This window comes from Leptolyngbya sp. PL-A3 (assembly GCF_039962325.1).
Lineage (GTDB): Bacteria > Cyanobacteriota > Cyanobacteriia > Elainellales > Elainellaceae > Vacuolonema.
This window is the reverse complement of the sequence record NZ_JAMPLB010000094.1, coordinates 1-21,132: the sequence shown is the minus strand read 5'-3', so window position 1 is coordinate 21,132 and position 21,132 is coordinate 1. Positions and strand designations below refer to the sequence as shown.

Below are 21,132 nucleotides of genomic sequence, written 5' to 3'. Positions count from 1 at the left end.
CAATGTTTTTCGGATTAGAGTAATCTGGTTCATGAGGGTTTCGTGGATGAATGTGGTAATTCTCATGAAACCCTCTCCTACTCAATCTTTGCAAGCTTTTGTCCGGTACTTAGAGCAGGGTTTACTTGCCAGTTTTATCGGGTAGGTTGGGTTATTGTGGATCTGCTATTACCTCTAGGTTTAGCATTACTTTCCATGGTGCTGACTCGGCATATCAGCAGTATTGCATGGCTACAGCCCGGTTTAATTCGCTTAGGCGCTTGCAGTTACAGCTACTTCCTCATTCATAATTTTGTGGTTGACCGCACCTTAAACCTAATTGTGCAAGGCGATCTAGTGCGTTACCTGGTGCTACTACCTGTCATGATTGGACTAACCTTGATATTAGCGGTTGGAGTAGACGCCATCTGTCCTGCCTTCCAACAACTTATCCTAACTATTTGGCATTCAATTGACTCAACTTTGTGTCGCCCTTCTCAAAAAATGACAAGGTAGCATTCGGTACTAGACGTGTGATAAGAAGGGGTGAAAGGAGTACGAAGTAACCCTTTCACCCCTTCTTATCACACGTTTGAAACATGACCACAGCATTTTAAGGAGAGTTTAAAAAGGTTGGGTTTCTAGATTCTTCGCATAGAAAACCAACCTTTTTAAACAAGTTCTTCCCCAGGTTTAACTTTGGCGAGTCGGGATCGTGAGCACAAACTCTGTTCCTTGACCGGGAAGCGAATGGCACTGTAATGAGCCTTTGTGCTTCTCCGCTATAATTTGATAGCTGATCGAAAGCCCCATACCTGTACCTTTTCCAATGGGTTTAGTTGTAAAAAAGGGATCAAACAGCCGTTGTTTGACGTGTTCAGGAATACCTATTCCATTATCGATAAAGTGAACACTAACATGGTTTTGATCAACCAACTCCGTACGAATCTGAATTCTGGGAAAGTAGTAAGGTTCTTTTAATTTCGTCGTGTTAGAGTTTTGTGAATTTTGTTCTGCTTCAGCGAGCTCAGAACTTTCTATGAGATCCTGCCTTAGCCCTGAGGTATCTTTTGAGCTTTCTTCTAAAGCATCAATGGCGTTACTGAGAATGTTCATAAAGACTTGATTGAGCTGCCCAGCGTAGCACTCGACTAGCGGCAAATTACTATAGTCTCTAACAACTTCAATTCCCAGTCGATCGCTTTTAGTTTTAATCCGATTTTGCAGGATCATCAGGGTACTATCAATACCTTCATGGATGTTCACCTCCTTCATTTCTGCTTCATCCATGCGTGAGAAGGTTCGTAGAGATGCCACGATTTTTTGAATTCGATCGGCACCTACTTTCATGGAACTCAAAAGCTTTGGCAAATCATCAATTAAAAACTCCAGATCAATAGCATCTGCTTCTGCCTGCACAGTAGGATGAGGGTTTGGGTGATGTTGTTGATAAAGTCTTAATAGGCCTAACAAATCCTGTGTATATTCATTGGCATGTATCAGGTTGCCATAGATAAAGTTCACAGGATTGTTGATTTCGTGGGCAACACCCGCAACAAGCTGTCCTAAACCAGACATTTTTTCGCTCTGAACAAGCTGCATCTGCATTTGCTGAAGTTCCTTGAGAGCATGTTCTAATTGCTCTTTTTGTTGCTGCAATAAAACCTCTGCCCGTTTGCGATCGCTAATATCAAAACTAGTTCCCACGATCCGATAAATTTTCCCCTCACTATTATGTAAAGGGTTTAATGTAGCAATCGACCAAAATTCCTGTTCCTGGAACATCAAGCGCTTTTCATCTGTAACCATGGTTCCTACCTGTAGGCATTGGCTTAAGGCTTGAGTAATTTCTTCTCCGGCCTCTGATCCAAATACTTCCTTAGGTGTTTTACCAGCAACCTCAGCACTCGACAATCCAGATCCCTTAGCTGCATTCGCATTCCAGCCAACATAACGGAATTCACCGTTGTCCAGAACATCTAAAACAAAGATGACATACTCAACATTGTCATAAATGCTACGCAGAAACTGTTCTTGTTCCTGTAACATGGCTTCTGCTTGCTTGCGATCGCTAATGTCTTCGTAAGAACCAAATACACCGATTACCTCTTTGGCGTCATTATGCAGAGGAATTTTGTTGGTTCTAAGCCAGAAAAAGGTTCCATCTTCGCGAACCTGCGATTCCTCATAGTTGACTTTAGGAACATTTGTTTCTATAACAAATTGATCATCGGCTCGATAAAGAGGGGCAGACTCTTTCCAGGCCAACTCAAAATCATCACGACCCACAATTTGCTCTGGTGATTCTAGTCCTGCATCGCGTGCGAAAATTGTGTTACAGCCAAGGTAACGGAAATTTTTGTCTTTCCAAAAAACACGTTGTGGAAATGTATTAATGACCAGTTGCAGCATTTGTTGAGACTGCTGCAATGCTTCCTCGATTTGCTGTCGTTCTCCAATTTCTGATTGGAGGGTTTGATTGATTTGAGCAAGTTCAGCAGTACGTTCTATAATTCTGCTTTCTAGTTCTTCATTCAATTCTTGCAGTTCTGATTCTACTTGTTTCCGTACTGTAATTTCACTACAAACGGCGGCATACTGATAAGGTTTTCCGTTTTGGCCTAAAAACGGCACAACTGTCATATCTATCCAATAGAACGTTCCATCCTTCGCCCGGTTCTGAATCTCACCCTGCCATACTTGGCCCAGGGAGATAGCGGCCCACATTTGTTGAAAGAAAGACTTGGGATGGCACCCAGAATTAACAATGTGGTGGTTTTGTCCAATCAATTCGCTTTTAGAATACTTGGAAATCTCACAGAATTTATCATTAGCGTAAGTAATAGTTCCTTCAGTATCCGTAATAGCTACAATAGAGGACTGATCAAGAGCAAACTTAATATCTGCTAAATCTTTGAGGGATCGCCGTAGTGCATCTTCTGCCTGTTGGTGTTTAGTAATATCTCGTGCAATCTTAGATGCACCAATAATTTGTCCAGTTTCGTCTTTAATAGGAGAAATAGAGAGGGAGATGTGAACTAGCGTTCCATCCTTTCGCCTGCGCACCGTTTCAAAATGTTCGACTCTCTGTCCTTGTTTGATCTGGTCAAGGATTTTAGACCCCTCATCCAATCGATGATCTGGGACAAGTAGATTAACAGAACGCCCAATTATTTCCTCAGCGGAATAGCCAAAAATCCTTTCGGCACTGGCATTCCAGCTTGTAACCGTACCATCCAATGCTTTACCAATAATGGCATCGTCGGAGGATTCAACAATTGCTGCTAAACGCGCTACTGCAATCATTTCTGCGTTCGCAGTTTCTAAGCCTTCAGGTCGCATTTCTATTTCCTTTGAGAAAATAATGAGAGCAATTATTGTGGTACTTTGCTTCAGATTGCCCAAGTCATTAAATAGTCTCCCTTGGTCCGTACTTACTTTAAAATTCTTTACTTTTCCAATACCTTCACCATTTTTTCAAGCTCTTGATTTTGCATATGCGTCGCGTATGCAAAATCAAGGGCTTGAAAAAATGGTGAGTCTGTTATTTTGAATAAGCATTGTTAGAGCACTAATTGGAATAAATCGTGCTAATCAGATACCTACAAAGAGTAATAAGCATTATTTTTTGAAGGATTGATTGATCACCATTAAAAATGGGCAAGCTCTTTCTGTTACCTGTTCTCCAGATTGCAAAATCTAAACCGAATTAGGGCATGTTTTAAAGCTTGCTGAAGGGGTTATTTTTCAGGCGCAAAGCGTACGGAAAAATAACCTTTAAAACGAGCCCTAGTTTCACGCTCGATGCCGCCCCAATTCCGTTGAGCGTGCTGTTTGACGTTTTCGTTTATCTAAAAGTTTGTGTTTGGAGATTTTATGGCAACTTCTTTACCTGCAATCGTTGTCACAACCAATGCCAATGGCGGAGCCGGATCGCTGCGGGCAGCGATCGCCTCAGCTCAAGCAGGGCAAACCATCCGCTTTGCAACCAACCTACGTGGCAGCACCATTACTCTAACGAGTGGGCAACTGGTTGTTAATAAAAATGTGATCATTGATGGTGCAAATGCGCCCGGGTTAACCATTAGCGGAAACCAAACCAGTCGGGTCTTAAAAACGGGCGATAATACCAATGTCACGCTGAGAAATTTGATTATCGCGAATGGCCGTTTAACGGGAAGTGATGACGAAACTGGGGCAGGGGCAGGCATCCGTACAGGGATGGATAGTACGCTGACCCTCAACCGTTGCCAGGTTAATCGCAATACGGCTAGCTACGGTGGTGGTATTTGGACGGGCTATCGAGCACGATTAACCGTGCTAAACAGCAAGTTTGACGGAAATAATGGCAGTGTTGCCGTTGAGGAGCGGGGTGGTGGAGCGATCGCCACCAGCAGCGGTGGTGTCCTAACTGTCCGCGGAAGCAGCTTTGTTAACAATCGCGGTAGCAATGGTGGTGCTATCAATAACCTTCTCACCCAGCTCCTCGTTGAAAACTGCCTGTTTCGCAACAACGACTCGACAGCAGGTGGAGTGAAGGCTGGAACCAGTGGATATGGCGGTGCTATCTATGTCGATGGAGCTGATCCCGATACGGCCCATGATATCCCCAATGCTCCGGGTCGTTCGATCATCATTCGCAATAGTCGAATTGAAGGGAATCGAGGGGCAGGGCAAGGCGGCGGCATTATGCTGTGGATTTACGGGGCCGATAAAGCCCTCGTTGAGAACAGTTCCATTACTGGCAATGCAGTCACATGGGGAGCTGGCGGTGATTCCCTGGGTGGAGGATTGCGGCATGGCAACGGGCAACTAACCATTCGCAACACGACCATTGCCAACAATACGGCCTTATCACAGGGAGGCGGCTTTTGGGTGGGAGGGCGATCGCCCGTCTCCATTATCAGCAGTACCTTTGCCAATAATCGGGCCGACGATGGCCAGGGTAATGGGCTAGGAGGAGCCATGAGCTTTGCGAACAGCCCAGGGTATGCCGTCAACATGACCAATCTGACGATCGCCCGCAACTATGCCGGATTCGGCGGCGGAGCCTTCTGGCCCAATGACACTACTGCAACTCTGGCCAATTCAATCGTTGCCTACAATACCACTGACAACCCCTGGAACCTCAATACCCACACAGGTCGACCATTAACCGATGGCGGGCATAACATCCAGTTTCCTGGTCCTCTGGCTACCAATGATGTGAAAGTGACGGCTGGAGTTCGTATTGTTGACCCCAAACTAGCGCCTCTCGCCCCTAACGGTGGGCTCGGCTCAAGCTATAACCTCTTGTCTGGTAGTGCTGCGGTGAATACGGCTGGTAACGCTCCTAGCCGTGACCAGCGTGGCATTACACGGGATGGCACAGCCGATGTTGGAGCTGTTGAATTTACGGCCCGGCGCACGTTTCAAGGGGGAGCAAGCAATGATTTTCTCGTTGGAACAACGGCTGGAGATGTACTCCTGGGGGCTGAAGGGAGTGACGTATTGATGGGTGGCGCAGCTCGCGATCGCCTTACAGGGGGATTGGGAGCTGACGTCTTCCTCTACGGGGGGAGTAGCGAAGCGGTAGCGCTTCGGCAGTCCCGTGGCACTACAGTGGATTGGATTACGGACTTTAATGCAGTAGCAGGCGATCGCATTCTTCTCGATGTGAATGATGATTGGATCGGCGATCGCCCCCGATCGTTATCTAATGCTGGCAGGGTTAGTGGCGGTACTTTGGCTGAAGCAAGGCAGGCCGCCTATACCGATAAAAATCAAAGCCAGCTGGGTAATCAACAGCTACTCGCTCGTGAAGCCGTCTTTTTTAGTTGGAATAACCATACCTATCTAGCGGTTAATAACGGTAATCCTGCTTTCTCGGCCAATGATGATTTATGTGTCGACATGACGGGTATCCGCATGGCAGGTACCGATTCAGGGGCAGGTGTACTGGCGACCAGTAACTACTTTGGCTAACTAAGGAGATTTCCAGTAATGAAATTACCCCCAGAATGTTGGTGCTTTGCCCGCGAAGCGGGCAAAGCACCAACATTCTGGGTAAATTCTTATGCAGAAACCTCCTAAGTCACTATCGCTGATAATTTGTACCAGAAGGAGATAGGGCAAAGCCCTACCTCCTTCTGATTAGGAAGTAATAGCCTTCCCACGCCAGTTCAAGCTATTTCGATTGAGTTGCTGTAAGTAAGAGTCAGGTTGCTCAATCACACGATTTGCAAGAGCGATCGCCTGCTCTAACTGCTCCTCAGTCAATTGCTTATAAGCAGGATTGCGTTTGCGATCCAGCACTTCATACCAGCAGCGACCAAACAGGTTATCCAGAATAATCCGCTGAAAGCAATGATTATAGCAAACGGGAAAATTGCGGGATTTTGCTAGCTGCGGTAGAGCGTGATTTGTAAGCTCAAGATACTGCTTGCGGAGTTGAGTCAGGCGATCCATGGTGTGTAGAGGTTGAAGAAAGCAAATATTCGGTGTTCTGGTGTTCGTGCCTCCACTGTTCTGCTTGTTGACGGATTTGTTGTAACTCTTCTGATGAAATACGTTCTAAATTACGTAGAATTTGTATCATCCGTGAATTGTTCTTTAATTTCTCGTAGTGCCTCGATAGAAAATCCCAGTACATAAAGTTAAATGGGCAGGCGGTCTCGCCAGTTCGGCTGCGGGGGTTATAAGTACAGCGTTTGCAATAGTCACTCATGGTATTGATGTAGTTTGCGGAAGCTGCATAGGGCTTCGAGGCCATCATGCCACCATCCGCATACTGGCCCATGCCAATTACGTTAGCTTGCATCACCCAGTCATATCCATCAATAAATGCTGCATGAAACCAATCCTGCAACTCTTGGGGAGAAATACCAGCAATTAAGGCGAAGTTGTTCAGCACCATTAACCGTTGAATGTGGTGAGCATATCCTGTTTCTTTCACCTGTTGAAGAACATGGTGTAAACAATTCATCTGGGTATCACCCGTCCAGTAAAAGTCGGGAAGAGGCTGCGTGTGGTTAAACCAGTTACGCTCAGGATAGTCTTCACCCATGTAGATGTAGATGCCGTGCATATACTCACGCCACCCGAGAATCTGCCTGATAAATCCTTCTACACTACTCAACTCCCAGGTATTGCGGTTGATGTAATACGCTTCCTCTGCAGCTTGCACCACTTCTAATGGATGCAGAAGTCCAAGATTCAAGTAGGGCGATAACATGGCGTGCCACATCGTTTGCTCCCCCGTCACCATAGCGTCCTGGTAGGGGCCAAAGTTAGACAAGCGTGTTTCGATGAAGAAGCGAAGGACTTGCAACGCTTGTTGGCGAGTGACACCCCATTGAAACGTTTCAATCTGCCAGTAAGCTTGGCTATCCTTAAATGCTGGAGATTGCTTGACCCAATCAATAACCTCTTGGGTAATCGTATCGGGCTCAAACCAGAGGGCTTCAGGCAACGTCAATTTGCCCTTTGGCGGTTTGCGATTCTCTCGGTCGAAGTTCCAGCGGCCACTGGTCGGATGCTCTCCATCCATCAAAATTTTGAAGCGTTGCCGTCCCTCACGGTAAAAGTCCTCCATCAAAAGGCGTTTGCGCGATCGCGCCCAGTTCACAAACTCCTGATCCTGCCAGATAAAGCGGTTGTTGGGGGTAAAGGTAACAATACAGGGCAAGTTGAGCGACTGAATGAGTTTCGCAAACGGACGATCAGTTGGCGTCATCACCCGCAGTTCGGTAATGCGATATTGCTCAATCCATTTCAATAGGGGCGTTTCGAAGTCTTCTGATTGAACATAGCTTACTGGCCATCCATCCTGTCGCAGTTCCTCAGCAAAGTGACGCATGGCTGACCACACCAGCACCAGTTTTTGCAAATGATAGGGTAACTGTTGAGCGTGACGCATCGATTCAATGAAGAAGACAGGCGTTTGCTGAGGCTGTTGCACACAGCTTTGCAGTGCTGATTGCCCTGTCCAAAGTTGATCGCCCAGTACCCAAACACCCGTTACCATCGATTCAAAATCCCGCTTGCTCAGTGGTTATCTGAGTGCGATCGTTACAATTGCTTTACAAAATAGCCTCTGCCTTTAGGCGCAGGTATACCAATCCTGATGAGCTGCTTCAGTCTATGCAATTTAAGGATGAATGCAGCCTCATCCAACACCAACTGGGGTTTGGGGGAAAAATATCTTTAATCCTAAATCTTTAGATGCTTCTACGATGCATTTCACGCCACCCCCTCCCTTACCTACTGCAGCAGAACCCTACGACGGAACGCGTGTTGAGACTAAGCAAGCGATCGCTGCCTATGTAGAACAATTAGGTGACCTTTACGCCTACTGCTACCAAACGGCTCAGACAAAGCTTGGAAAGAATGCGACTCCTGTCGTTCTCAGTACTGCCACTACAACTCTCTTCCAAGCTGCTCGTGAGAAGTTTAATCCCTAAGCAATCCCTAACTCTACGGTTGGGCTAGTTGTGCTAATTAACTAATCACAACCCAGGCATAGGTTAAGGCCCCGATTAACCCTAAACCAACAACCAATTCCCGTTGCTCACGCCAGACACGGGTCACATTGTCTAGCAAAAATCTCACAGCAGCACGGCGTTCCTGACCTAGTTCTGCCATTAGCGTTGCAACTTTCGCGTCGACCTCTTCCAGCGAAACATCGCCCCGCTGATAGGCTGCTTCTAGCTCATCCAGCTTGCGCCAGTAATCGTTCGTCGCTTCTAGCAAATTAGGAATCATGGCTACAAACACATTAAGGTGTGTACTTTTGTAACACCTTAACGTGGTCATTCCAGTCATTTGTTCTGTAAAAGGTTAGAAGCGCTGTAGCTATTCAGTTAGAACCGCCTCTCCTCCTTTGTTCTCATAATTTCTCCTGTTCCTTGCGCCGAACCACGTCTGCGATCGCTCTAACGAGTAACTCCGGCTCAATCGGTTTGGTGAGGTGTTTCTGATAGCCTGCTGCCATAGCCTGCTGATAATCAATTTCGCCAGCATAAGCGGTTAGGGCGATCGCCGGAATTTGCCCACCCTGCTCTGGCGGTAAAGCCCTGACCTGACGCAGCAGCATATACCCATCTACGTCAGGCATTCCAATATCGCTTAACAGGACATCTATCTGCGTGTGGGACAGTGCAGCGAGCACCTCGCTCGCCGACGCAAAGGTTGTTATCTGTGCTCCCGCCTGTTCCAAAAGAAATGCCACAACCTCTCGCGTATCGGCATCATCATCCACAACTAAAACATGAATGCCAGTTAAACCTGCCTCCGGCTCCAGTAAGCTACCGCCCTGCATTGTGGGTGATGAACCTTGTAGCAGCGGTAGCTTCACTGTAAATGTTGCACCAAGCCCTTCCCCTGGGCTCTCGGCTTGAATGGTGCCGCCATGCAACTCCACTAAGTGATGCACGATCGCCAACCCTAACCCCAGCCCGCCAAACTTGCGGGTGGTCGCGCCATCCTCTTGCCGAAAGTAGGCAAAGACATGGGGTAGGAAATTTGGATGGATGCCCTTTCCGGTATCACGGACGGTAATTTGCGCCATCGAGTCTACCCGTTCTAACCGGATATCTACACGGCCTCCTGTAGGTGTGAACTTGATGGCGTTAGAGAGAAGGTTCCATACGACTTGCTGTAGTCGGTTGGAATCCCCGGCCACAGATCCAACATCTGGTTCTAACCAGGTATGAACTTGAATAGATTTGGATTCAGCGGGTAACCGCATGGTTTCAAGTGCCGCTTGAATAATCGAAGCTAAATCTGTTGGGGCAATATTCAGACTCAGTTTTCCTCGCAGAATGCGGGAAACATCGAGCAAATCTTCAATGAGTTCAGCCTGTAGGGCAGCATTACGGGCGATCGTTTCCAGTGCTTGACTCGTTTTGGCTGGATCTAGCTTTTGTTGTTGGAGCAGCTTGGACCAGCCCAAAATGGGATTGAGGGGCGATCGCAGTTCATGGGAAACAATCGCCAGAAACTCATCCTTGATACGGTTGGCTTGCTCTGCTGCTGCCCGTGCCACTTGCTCACGGATTAGCAGTTGTTCTCGTTCAGCTTCCGCTCGCTTTTTATCCGTTACATCCAGCACAAGCGACAGCACCGAAATCAACTGTCCAGTTTCATCGTGCAGACTGGAGTTATACCACTCGCAGTGAATGATATCGCCCTGCTTTGTGTAATTGCTGTTGGAAGAGAAGACATATGGCTCCTCTCCACTCATCAGCTGCTTACAGGTTTCAACGACTTCTTCAATACCCTCCTCAGTGACTATGGGTAGGTCATTGAGCAATTTACCCAATACGTCATCTGCCTGCCAACCAAAAATTTTCTCTGCCGCCCCAGACCAGCGTGTAACTTGCATGGCTCCGTTCCACTCAACCACAGCCATCGGCGTGTTCTCAACATGAAAATTGAGCTTTTGCAATGCTTGTTGAAGTGCTTCCTCCGATCGCTTCCGTTCCGTTAAGTCTAAATAAAACCCAATAATGTCCTGTTGCTGATCGTAGGGTTCATCCAGCAATGCCGCTCCGATCAAGATGGGAACACGTGCGCCATCTTTGCGAATGTATTCCTTTTCAAAGGGTGTTGCCACGCCTTTTACCTTTAGCTCTTCCTCCGCTGCTACATCAAGCGGTAAAAATTCTGGTGGGGTTAAATCTGTCCATTGCACTTGTCCTGCTTCAACTTCCTCACGGGTGTACCCCACCATGTTGAGAAAATAATCGTTTGCATAATGAATGCCACCTGCAAAGTTGCCAAAGGCAACACCAAATATATTTGACTCGGCAAGACGACGGAACCTCCGCTCACTTTCCTGCAGCACTTCCTTATCTCGTTTGCGATCCGTAATTTCGGCTGCAAATACGGTGATTCCCTGCTCTGATGGGTAAACACGACATTCAAACCAACGGTTCCAGGGTAAGTGCAGGTACTCAAACTGGAGATGCACCTGTTCACGCATGGCCCGGTGAAATTGAGGGTAGACCTCGGTGTTCACAGCCTCTGGGAAAAGATCCCAAATGCTATGGCCTATCATCTCTTCACGAGATCTGCTAGCCATCTTACAGAGGCGATCGCTGACGTAGGTATAGCACCAGTTGTGATCTAGAACAAAGACGCCGTCACTAATACTGGCAAAGATAGTTTCAACCTGTTTCTGTGCCATTTCGGCTTCTTGCCGTAATAGCTGCTCTCGTTTCGCGGATTCCTGCCGTGCTTGTTCTGCTAATTTCTCCTGGGTAATGTCGCGAACTTCGATAATGGTACCAAGGACGCGATCGCCCTCCCGAATAGGACTAGCTGTATAAGCCACAGGATAAAAATGGCCATCCTTGTGGACAAACACCTCCTCCCCTTGCTCCTGATTATTCTGAGGAAATGCCTGGTCAATGGGACACTCACAGAGGGGGTAAGGACGGCCATCTGGGCGGGTGTGGTGAATGACATCATGCAAAGCACGCCCCCTTGTTTCTGAAAGGCTATAACCTGTCAGGGCCTCCGCAGCCGGATTCATATAAACACATTCTTGGCGCTCATCCATGATGAAGAGAGCAAGGGTTGCATTATTGCAGACCACCTCAAGCTGGCGTTTGTAAAAGTCAGCAGGCAGCGCTTCTTGAGGTAATCGATGATACTCGCTCAACAAAAAAGTCTGCTCGGATACCATGCTTGCTTCTCTTCAACCTCCTAATACGTAATTGTTACTTGTGTGTTCTGCCCACAGAGCCAAGACACTGCGCTTTTTCATTCAATTAGCTTGTCACAAAGTAGTCACTCTTTGAGCGTGCTGGGTACAATAAGCCCCCTGCTATGCAACAAGTGCAGCACTAACAAGCTGCATTTTTACTCACCTTAGCGGTTACCTTATCTCTCCCTATGGATTGATATAACTCTAAGGTACGGTAAATTATTCTATGGCTCACCTTAAAGTCTGTTTGGGTAGCCGCAAGAAGTGTTGATTTTTAGCACGTATGATGTGCTAAAAATCAACACTTAAAATAGCTGCTGATTCTCTGAAAGATTCTGTAGTTCTCCTGCAAAACCTTAAAGCCGAACCAAGAGAAGTAATAAATCATTATCTTTACTTGAGAATGTAATAGAAGGAGAAACTACTGAGGTCATCTCTGTGATTCTAAAAAAATATACCTTAGGAAAGCCTAAGCAACCTCTCTTAAGACAGACCTGGCAAGCAAAACTAAATAGAAGTCTTCTACTGAGTAGAAGTAAAACGGTTTTAGCAAAGTTAGCAGTAATCTATTTACTGCGATAATACTATTCTTTGATTTTTTCATCCGTCTTTAGATAGACACATTTGCTCTTAGAGCTTAATACGTGGCTGTATCAACGATGGAGGCTAGGTGACCCGTTGTGATGTTGTGATGAGCTACTTAACACTCCCAGAAGTGTATGCATCCGTGAACAATTATTCTACCATTCTCCTAAAACCAAACTCTAGAAGTTCTATCTTTCGGGTGCGAAACACCCCAAAGGTAGAACTTCTAGAGTTTGGTACAAGATTTAAGGAAAGCTACACGCCATGTGGCTTTTCAAAAATACCTGTCCTACCGGGATTGCGTAAAGCAATATGAGTTACAGCCTCAAGGAGTCACTGCTAATTTTACAGGCAAGCGAATGACGAAATCTGTTCCCTGCCCAGGTTTCGAACGGCAGATTAACTGCCCTCCGTGCTTCTCAACGATTTGATGGCTAATAAACAGTCCTAACCCTGTTCCTTTACCCATCGGCTTCGTAGTGAAGAATGGATCAAACAGCTTCGTCTGAATTTCCTCTGCAATACCTCTCCCGTTATCCTGTATCGATACTTCTATCCAATCAGCATCAATACGGCGGGTGCAAACAATAATGATTTTTGAAGAACCTTTATCTGTCTTAGTCGTTTCTAATTCATCGATCGCATTTCCAATCAAATTCATAAATACTTGGTTGATTTGCCCGGCATGGCACTCTACGTCTGGTAAATCGCCATAGTGCTTTTTAATCTGAATAGGTTCGCCAGAGATTAGTTTTAGGCGGTGCTGGAGAATGAGAAGTGTACCTTCAAGACCCTCATGCAAATCAATCGCTTTTACCCCTGTTTCATCCACCCGTGAGAAGTTTCGCAAAGACTGTACAATCTCGCGAATTCGCTCTGTTCCCAACTTCATGGATGCACATAGCTTGGGAAAGTCTTCTTCAATGTATCCCAAATCACTATATTCGAGAAGTTGACGTAAGGATGGTGCAGGATCCGGAGTATATTCCTGATAGGCTCGGAGCAAGTTTAATAAAGTTTGAGTGTACTCTTGAATGTGCGTCAGATTACCACCAATAAAGTTGATTGGATTGTTGACTTCATGGGCGATACCTGCCACTAACTGGCCCAAACTAGACATTTTTTCACTGTGAAATAACTGAATCTGGGCTTGCTTGAGATCGTTCAACGTCTGGGCTAGTTGTTGTGCCTGTTGTTGGGTCTGCGTCAATAGTCCAGCGTGTTGTAGAGCAACCCCCAGTTGTACGGCAATATGATTTACAAATTCAACTTCAGAAGCTTTCCATTGGCGAGCCGCAGAATGTTGATATACACCCAATAATCCCCAAAGATTAGTTGCCGCAAAAATGGGAATGACCATAAAGGCCTTAATATGAAACTGCTCTAGAAGATCAATGTGGCACTGCGTATACCCTTGCTCGTAAACGTCATTCACAATGGTTTTCTCCCCACTGCAGTAACGTCCGCCCTGGGTTTCTTGCAAGTAAGTATCATTCCAAATGGTACTGACGCCAAGCTTCCCGACGCTGCCCCACTCTGTTGTTACAGCTTCATAGCTACCAACAAATTCTCCACCCCAGTTGGCATTAAAGCGGTAAATGGCAACCCGTTCTGCTTGCAGCACTTTGCTTAATTCACGGGTAGCACTTTGAAAGATGGTGTCTATCTCCAGAGACTCGCGAATTCTGGCCACGATGTGGAATAGCGCCATCTGCCGTTCCACTAACCGTTCTAGTTCAATATTCGATTGTTGAAGTTGTTCCGTTCGCTGTCTTAGTGCTTCGGTACGTTCTTCTACCTGTTGTTCCAGGCCCGAATTGAGGGACTGAACCTGCTGGTACAACCGATACTGCTTCACAGTCGCCGCAAAGCGCTCTCCAAGAGCCTGAGCATAGCGAATCTCCTCGTCTGTCCAGGATTGTGCCTGTCCCTTTTTAATTTGTCGCCAAACTTCAAAGGATTGACGCGGCATCAATTGACGGGTATCAGGATTGTGATAACCCGCCCACTCAATCTCAACATCCAGTTCGCTCCGAAAAAAGGTTAGGCAACCAATAATGTGTGCCCCATGTTTGAGGGGAATAATCAAGGCACTGCGAATTTTTGTGCCATTAAAAAACGGAGCTAGGGTGCGAAGTAAGGGTTCTTGATAGATATCATCTACAGCCCAGGAGGTCGCTAAGGGCTTGAAGCTATAGGATGATTCTGCCAACTCATAAACCGATCGCATCCACTCAACCGACCAGGGGCGATGCCCTGTTTCATCAGAATCATGCTCTAAAATAGAGTGCAAATATTTTTGCCATAATAGATTTTCTTCAATGGGACGGCCCTGGGCAACATCGATTAGAGCAGGTTGTTCGCCCCACGTATAAATTTCTCGCTCAGACTGAGAATCAGCGAACAAGTATAGCCTGCCACCGGCCTGAAGCGTACTCGATGCGAATTCTAAAGTATCTTGCCAATCAACGGTAGGAGAGGTTTGGAGCCGAGCTGTAACACAGTTTATATTGGCTTCCTGCCGGGCTTGCGATCGCACCTGCTCCAGTAGAACCGATTGGGCGATCGCAATGCCAACCTGATCTACCACCGCCTGAATAAATTGCAACTCATCCTCCGTAACCGTGCGAGGCTCTGCATGGTGTGAAACTAACAAACCCCAAAGTACGTGGGAGGACTGGAGCGATGGCGGATGATAGGTTCCCGCCGTTTCCCCTTCCAGGACGATGGGAACGACAACAGAGGATTGAACCCCCATTGCTGTTAAGTACTCTCGGTGGCAAGGATCGACAGGGCGATACCGAATATCAGTGGTGCTGAGTGCTTCTTCTGTATCCGGGCAGTTTAAGTGACTAATCCCAATTTCATGGCTATCTAAATTTACAATCGATCGCTGACGAGCCCGCACGAAGAGTTCACGGGCATAGCGGGGAATATCGTCGGCGGGAAAATGAAGCCCTAGAAGGGAGGGTAGGCGATCGCCTTGCAACGCCTCTGATACCACTATCCCATGCCCATCGGGTTGAAATTGATAAATCTTAACGCGATCGCTTTCCAGATAGGCTCGAACTTCCGCTGCTGTTGTACTCAAGATCGTCTCAAGATCGAGGGATTGGCGAATACGATTGGCAATGCGGTGTAATAACCCTTCTTGGGTCAAAGGTGGAGCCGGATTTTGAGAAAACAGCATAGGGTGGTAACTCAACAGAAATTGAAAGTTGCCAAGATTAGAGTTCCCTTAGACTATGAAAAATAGCTTCAAGCTGTATAAATAGCTATTCCATTTATCACATTCTCTGTATTTTTTCTCAAAGACTAAACTCTATAAGAAGGTGCGTGAATAATACGCCTCCTTCGCCTAGCCTACAGGCTCTCTAAAAATTGCTTGGAAACAAACTTTTATGATTGCAATTCTACTTTAGGTAAACAAAGCTCGCCAGAGTAAGTAGCCTAACTCAATTAAACATAAAATCCTAAAAAGCTATGCCATGCGCTGTGCATATGTCACAGCTTTTTAGGATTTCATGTTCAATCATGTCCACTTACTCAGCCTAAAGAACTGGAAGGCGGCTTGAAAAGGTTCGCCATGGGTTGATTTTTCGTGTGCATCGCACAAAAAATCAACTTTTCAAACAGGCTCTGGTATCAATTTAGTTTTAACTCAATCATTGAGCCTATCTATGTTATTTGCGGGGAACTTTAAACATCTATCTAAAGGCATAGAATCAGACTATCCTATACCATTAGTTCGGACAGTTTTTCTAAAACCCTTGCTTTTGCGTGCGCTTTGCGCACGCAAAAGCAAGGGTTTTAGAAAAACTGTCCAGAGTGTTACTATACGAAACAATTAATATGAAATGCAGTTAAATAACCATCCTGAGAAATGGTGCTGACAGTGTCCATCATTCTCTCTATAGTAACCATAAACCAGGGACTATATTAAAAACGGACAAACAGAAGCTCGTGCAGAATTATGAGTACGGCGCAAAGCCTGTACCAAAACCTAGAGGGAAATTTTTCGCCGCTTAGAGACAAAAAGTTTCCCTCTAGGTTTGCTTTTACAAAGATGCAAGACATGAGTAGTGCTAAACCATATCGTGCTGGGCTTCAAATGCTTGTTGAGTGAGTGGAAGTTGCATGATGAATTGAGTAAGAGATTGGCTGCTTTCTACCCAAATAGCACCACCCAGCCGCTGAACTAACTTTTTGACCAGAGACAAGCCTAAGCCAGTACCCCCGTGTTTCCAGGGATCGTTGTTGGGAATGCGATAAAACTTTTCGAAGATGCGATCGCGCTCTACCTCCGGAATTTCCACACCTGTATTGCTGACTTCGATCAATATAAAGTCGCTACTGTGGTTTGACACTAAACGGGCCGAAACGTTGATATTTTCTCCAGGTGGCGTGTACTTAAAGGCGTTTTGCAGTAACTCTGTCAGTGCCCGTTCTAAATAGGCCAAATCGGTTGTGAGAGGTGGTAGGTCTTTGGGAATGGTAATATCCAGGTGTTGCTCTTGGTGATGAGTACGCTCAACAAACGGCTCTAACACATGAGCAATCCAGAACTGCAGATGGATGGGGGATAACGTGAGGGGATCTGCACCAGAATCAAGCCGAGTCAAATCTAATAAATCATTAATCAGCCCAATTTCCCGCTGGTATTCTGTTTGCAGGATTTGGAAATAGCAATTGATAGGATTTGTTTCTGGCTCAAACACACCCAACGGACGCAAGCACATCTCCAGCATCTCAATAGCCATTTTTATACCAGACAGCGGTGTTCGTAATTCATGAGATACCGTACTCAGAAAATCATCTTTGAGTTGATTGAGCCGTGCTAATTCTTCTACCTGTGCTTGAGCAGCGTAATATAAGCGAGATTGACGAAGGGCGATCGCGCATTGATTCGCGACCTGTTGTACGAGCCGCACCTCCTGATCATTAAATCCCATGCTGGAAGGCTTGAATAACCAGAGATCACCCAATACTCCCTGATCATCCATCAGAGGGCAAGCAAGCACAGCCAATAATGACTGGTCAGATCGTAGAGGATTAGAAGCTACATCACAGAATTGGCAAACCTGTCCTTGTAGCAAGAATTGATAAATTTCCCGATTGGGTGCGTTTGCAATAACGAAGGTTTTTCCCTGAGCTGAGGATAGATGGTTGCTAGATTCATAGGCAATGGTAGACGTGGTCTGATCGGCGTTGTAAATGCCTGTGTCACAGCACACTGTTCCTAGCCCTTGAGCCAGTTCTTGCACAGCAGACCGCAAAATTTCCTGTTCATCCAGACTGTCACGCACCTTATCTGTAATGCGTTTAAGCAGGGCTTCAAAATCCAGAGCTTGCTGAAGTTGCGCTGTACGTTCCTGAACTTGCAATTCCAGATGGGTGTTCCAGTGCTGCACTTGACCGTACAGTTCAGATTGCTGAATGGCGATCGCGACCTGAGTTGCCAGTTGTACGACTAGCTCCCGCTCTAACGACTGCCAATGCCGAGGACCATTGCACTGATGGGCCACTAATAAGCCCCAAAGTGTTTGCCCCTGCCAGATAGGAACAACCAGTTTGGCTTTCACCTGGAGCCTTTCCATCAATTCGATATGGCACTGGTTCAAACCTGCAGTGTAAATGTTATCCCTTACCTGAATTTTGCGATCGGCATAGACTTGTTCGCGATTTTCAACGAAGTACGTATCCCGAATTTCCATATTCAGGATGGAGTTCCAACCGGAGGCCACCGATTCTGTCACTACGATACCACTCCAGTCCGGGTTAAAGCGGTAAATGATAACGCGATCGCATTGCAGAAAGTGACGCACTTCCGTCACCGTCGTATTGAGAATGGCCTCAAGATTAAGTGATTCACGAATATGTTGAGCGATCGCTGTGATCATGCGCTCCCGTTCTGTTTGGTGCCGTAGCGTCGCTTCTGCCTGCTTTTGAACGGTAATATCAGCAAACGAAGTTACCACCGCGTAGGGATGAGATTGATCAGGACGTGACAGCGGTTGAGAGTTGATAGAAACCCAGGTGAGGCTGCCATCCGGCTTGTGAACACCCATCATGACGTTCGACTGAGGTTCTCCTGTTCGCAAGGTTACCGTAGCCGGGTGTTTTTCTCGGGGGAACGGCGAACCATCCTCATAAATCGCTTGCCATTGCGGATTAATGGGGGTGCGGCCCATCATCTGTTCCGGGGTGAGGCCTAAAATCTTCTCGGCACTACGGTTGTAGGCCATAATTTGGCCATCAGCCTGCTGAAGCACGACCCCCTCTGCCATCACAGACACAACCGAGCGATAGCGCTCTTCACTTTCCTGTAAGGCAAAGAGCAGCGCATTTTTAGACTCAAACTCGGTGGCCAGTTGAATTGAAGCCGTGAGAAACCCGGCCATCAGTTGTAGGGTCTGGATGTCTTGCTCAGTGAAGGCAGCAGGCGTTTGGGAGAAAACCTTTAATACGCCCATACAACCGTCTGTGACCTTCAGGGGAACCACAACCATAGATCGCACGCCAGCCTCACGGCATACAGCTAAATTGACGTTTGGCTCAGTCTCGACATCGTCACATTGCAGAATTTTCCCTGCTGTCATACAGCACCCCGATAAGCTGTTTTCAACGTGCAGTCGAAGACCCAGAGAGGATACTCCCATGCCACTTGCAGCCCGGCAAACTAACGCATCTTCTTCCAACAATTCAATCACCGCCCCCGATGCCTGAGTCAAGGCTTGAGCATGCTCAACGATCAGGTCCATGACCGCATCCAGATTAGGATGGTTCAGGGCGATATCCTGTTGCACAGTGATGATGGTGGCAAGCCGCTCAGATTTTTGCTGAAGCGCCGCTTCTGCTTGCTTTAGTTCAGTAATGTCAACTGAGTTACCAATGACGCCTTGAACCTGATCATTCGCATCAATCCAGGGGCGAATGACGGTTTGATACCAGCGCAACTCTCCATTCGCGGTTGTGATCTGTTGAATGTGCTGTTGAGTCTGGCGACTCTGCATAATTGCTTGATTGCTCGCCAAAAACTGCTCAAGTTGCCGCCAACCAAAATTGGGATTAAATTCAGGTTCCCGTTTTCCCAGCATGGTTTCCACGCTGCTGCCGTGAATTTCAGTACTGGCCTGATTTACCACCAGTAGCCGACCCTCTTTGTCTTTTACAAAGATAGAACTGGGAACCGTATCAATAACTTGGTGGAGAAAAGCTTGCTGGGCTTCGAGGTTGGCTTCTGCTTGTATGCGATCGCGCAGTGCAACTTCCTGAGCCGTAATGTCTTTCTCATTCACCAAAATCATCACTTCGCCCGTAATCGGATCATTCACACGTCGTGCATCCATCCCATGCCAGCGAATGCCCTCTAGCGTCAACACTTGCGTTTCAATGCTAAAAACTTCTTCAGCCTCAAGTACAGCCATGGCTTGCACTCCCACCATGGGATCAACAAAATGGTGCAGGAATGCATTTTCCTTACTCACATGAGGGTGAACAGTATCGCCGTAGCAACGTAGTGCGGCTGGGTTTTGTAGCAGGGGCACACCGTCTAGCGTGTAGAGCGAGATCATGACGCTGGTGTGTCGCAGGGCTTCGAGCGATCGCAGTGTGGTCTGGTCGATCTGGTGCGGCATTTCCATCGTCCCCTCCACAAGCATCGCCAATCGGCCCTTCTCGATTGGGATACCCGAGCAACGGCACTGTACCGATACGGGATGCCCTCCTGGATAGAACGTCCATTGCTCTACCAGAGTTTTGCCCTGTTCAAACTGCTGCAAGTAGCTCTGTAAACGAACCTGCGTGGATTCTGACACCTGGCCAAAGTCACGGGTTAGTAGCTCATCTCGGCTGGCTGCATTCCAAAGATGTAAGGATGCTTGATTCGCCCAATGGATCTGCGATCGCTCAATGTCATAGATCCAAACTGGATTTTGCAGAAAATCAAAGGCTTTAAGAGACACAACCTCTCCACCATGACAATCTATTTGATTAAAAGACGAATGACTTGGGAGGTTAGCAGATACGGGTTTCGCGTCACTCATTGGGGCAATCTGCTCTGTCTGAAGCTGTGGCAGACCCTCTTGCAGCACGACGGGTTGCCCAGAGTTTAGACTTTGAATTTTGCATCCCAGTTGCATGGCAAGGTGCTGCAAAATCTGGGTGTCAAGTGGCAGCCATTGACGGGGGCTTTCACACTGATGGGCAATCAGCAACCCCCATAGTTCTGGTAATAGACATTCATCGATGACTGGGAGCAGAATCGGCACGACCAAATTAGCACGTACCTGAAGCTGAGCCAGCAGCGAGCGATAGCAAGGCACGAGGTTTGCCGTTTCCCGATCTTCAACGGCATGCACGCGTCCCTGTTGATAAAGACGATTCCATTTCGCCTCAAAACAGGGGTCATAAATGAGCTGCCCCTGGATAGGTTGCCAGTTGTCTCCCACGGATTCCGCAATCACGACCCCATCTCCCTCCACCAAAAAGCGGTAGATGACCAGGCGATCGCTCCTTAAAATTCCTCTAGCGCCATGAGTTGTGGCCGCTAGAGCTGTATCCAGATGAGCAGCACAATAAATCTGCCGAGAGAGGTTTGTAACCTGCTCCAAAACCTGTCCCAAACAAGCGTTGGCATGATGAAACGGCATAGTAAAGGGCGATAGGGTTCAGAGATACTTGTAGTATTCACTACATTGACCTACTGAAATAAGAAGGTTAAAGAATTTACACGATGTATTAATAAAATATTAATATTTGCTGACCCTAAGTACCGGACAAAAGCTTGCAAAGATTGAGTAGGAGAGGGTTTCATGAGAATTACCACATTCATCCACGAAACCCTCATGAACCAGATTACTCTAATCCGAAAAACATTG

Annotated in this window: 10 protein-coding genes; 3 read left to right on the top strand and 7 right to left on the bottom strand. The window is 46.9% G+C overall.

What is annotated here, in order from left to right:
• Window positions 1-156 precede the first annotated feature (156 nt).
• A complete protein-coding gene (locus NDI52_RS31925) occupies window positions 157-495 on the top strand; it encodes a hypothetical protein (protein ID WP_348257003.1) in 339 nt (112 codons plus the stop codon).
• 177 nt (window positions 496-672) lie between these two features.
• Here the strand turns inward: NDI52_RS31925 and NDI52_RS31920 are convergent, their stop codons facing one another.
• Window positions 673-3,321 carry a PAS domain S-box protein gene (locus NDI52_RS31920; protein WP_190775671.1) on the bottom strand — a complete coding sequence of 883 codons (2,649 nt, stop codon included), beginning with the start codon at window positions 3,319-3,321 and terminating at the stop codon, window positions 673-675.
• Between the two features lie 534 nt (window positions 3,322-3,855).
• Here NDI52_RS31920 and NDI52_RS31915 point away from each other — a divergent pair.
• A complete protein-coding gene (locus NDI52_RS31915; RefSeq protein ID WP_190775670.1) occupies window positions 3,856-5,943 on the top strand; it encodes a bluetail domain-containing putative surface protein in 2,088 nt (695 codons plus the stop codon).
• 168 nt (window positions 5,944-6,111) lie between these two features.
• Here the strand turns inward: NDI52_RS31915 and NDI52_RS31910 are convergent, their stop codons facing one another.
• Together NDI52_RS31910 and NDI52_RS31905 are read right to left on the bottom strand one after the other, a co-directional pair.
• Window positions 6,112-6,426: a hypothetical protein gene (locus tag NDI52_RS31910; RefSeq protein WP_190770432.1), complete on the bottom strand. Its 315-nt coding sequence runs from the start codon at window positions 6,424-6,426 to the stop codon at window positions 6,112-6,114.
• On the bottom strand, window positions 6,389-7,984 hold the full coding sequence (locus NDI52_RS31905) for a cryptochrome/photolyase family protein (RefSeq protein WP_190770433.1): 1,596 nt from the start codon (window positions 7,982-7,984) through the stop codon (window positions 6,389-6,391). The genes NDI52_RS31910 and NDI52_RS31905 overlap by 38 nt, the downstream gene beginning before the upstream one ends.
• Window positions 7,985-8,117: 133 nt before the next feature.
• On the opposite strand from NDI52_RS31905, the gene NDI52_RS31900 reads away from it, so the two are divergent.
• The gene (locus NDI52_RS31900; protein WP_190770434.1) at window positions 8,118-8,420 is read left to right on the top strand and encodes a hypothetical protein; all 303 of its coding nucleotides are present in this window, start codon (window positions 8,118-8,120) and stop codon (window positions 8,418-8,420) included.
• 37 nt (window positions 8,421-8,457) lie between these two features.
• On the opposite strand, the gene NDI52_RS31895 is transcribed toward NDI52_RS31900, so the two are convergent.
• The 4 genes from NDI52_RS31895 to NDI52_RS31880 all read right to left on the bottom strand — a co-directional run bounded on the left by NDI52_RS31895 (window position 8,458) and on the right by NDI52_RS31880 (window position 20,904).
• A complete protein-coding gene (locus NDI52_RS31895) occupies window positions 8,458-8,721 on the bottom strand; it encodes a hypothetical protein (RefSeq protein WP_190770435.1) in 264 nt (87 codons plus the stop codon).
• Between the two features lie 124 nt (window positions 8,722-8,845).
• Window positions 8,846-11,647 carry a PAS domain S-box protein gene (locus NDI52_RS31890; RefSeq protein WP_190789191.1) on the bottom strand — a complete coding sequence of 934 codons (2,802 nt, stop codon included), beginning with the start codon at window positions 11,645-11,647 and terminating at the stop codon, window positions 8,846-8,848.
• A 931-nt stretch (window positions 11,648-12,578) separates the two neighbouring features.
• Window positions 12,579-15,443 (bottom strand): GAF domain-containing protein, encoded by a 2,865-nt coding sequence (locus NDI52_RS31885; protein WP_190770437.1) that lies wholly within the window; start codon window positions 15,441-15,443, stop codon window positions 12,579-12,581.
• 895 nt (window positions 15,444-16,338) lie between these two features.
• Window positions 16,339-20,904: a GAF domain-containing protein gene (locus tag NDI52_RS31880; protein WP_190770438.1), complete on the bottom strand. Its 4,566-nt coding sequence runs from the start codon at window positions 20,902-20,904 to the stop codon at window positions 16,339-16,341.
• Window positions 20,905-21,132 lie beyond the last annotated feature (228 nt).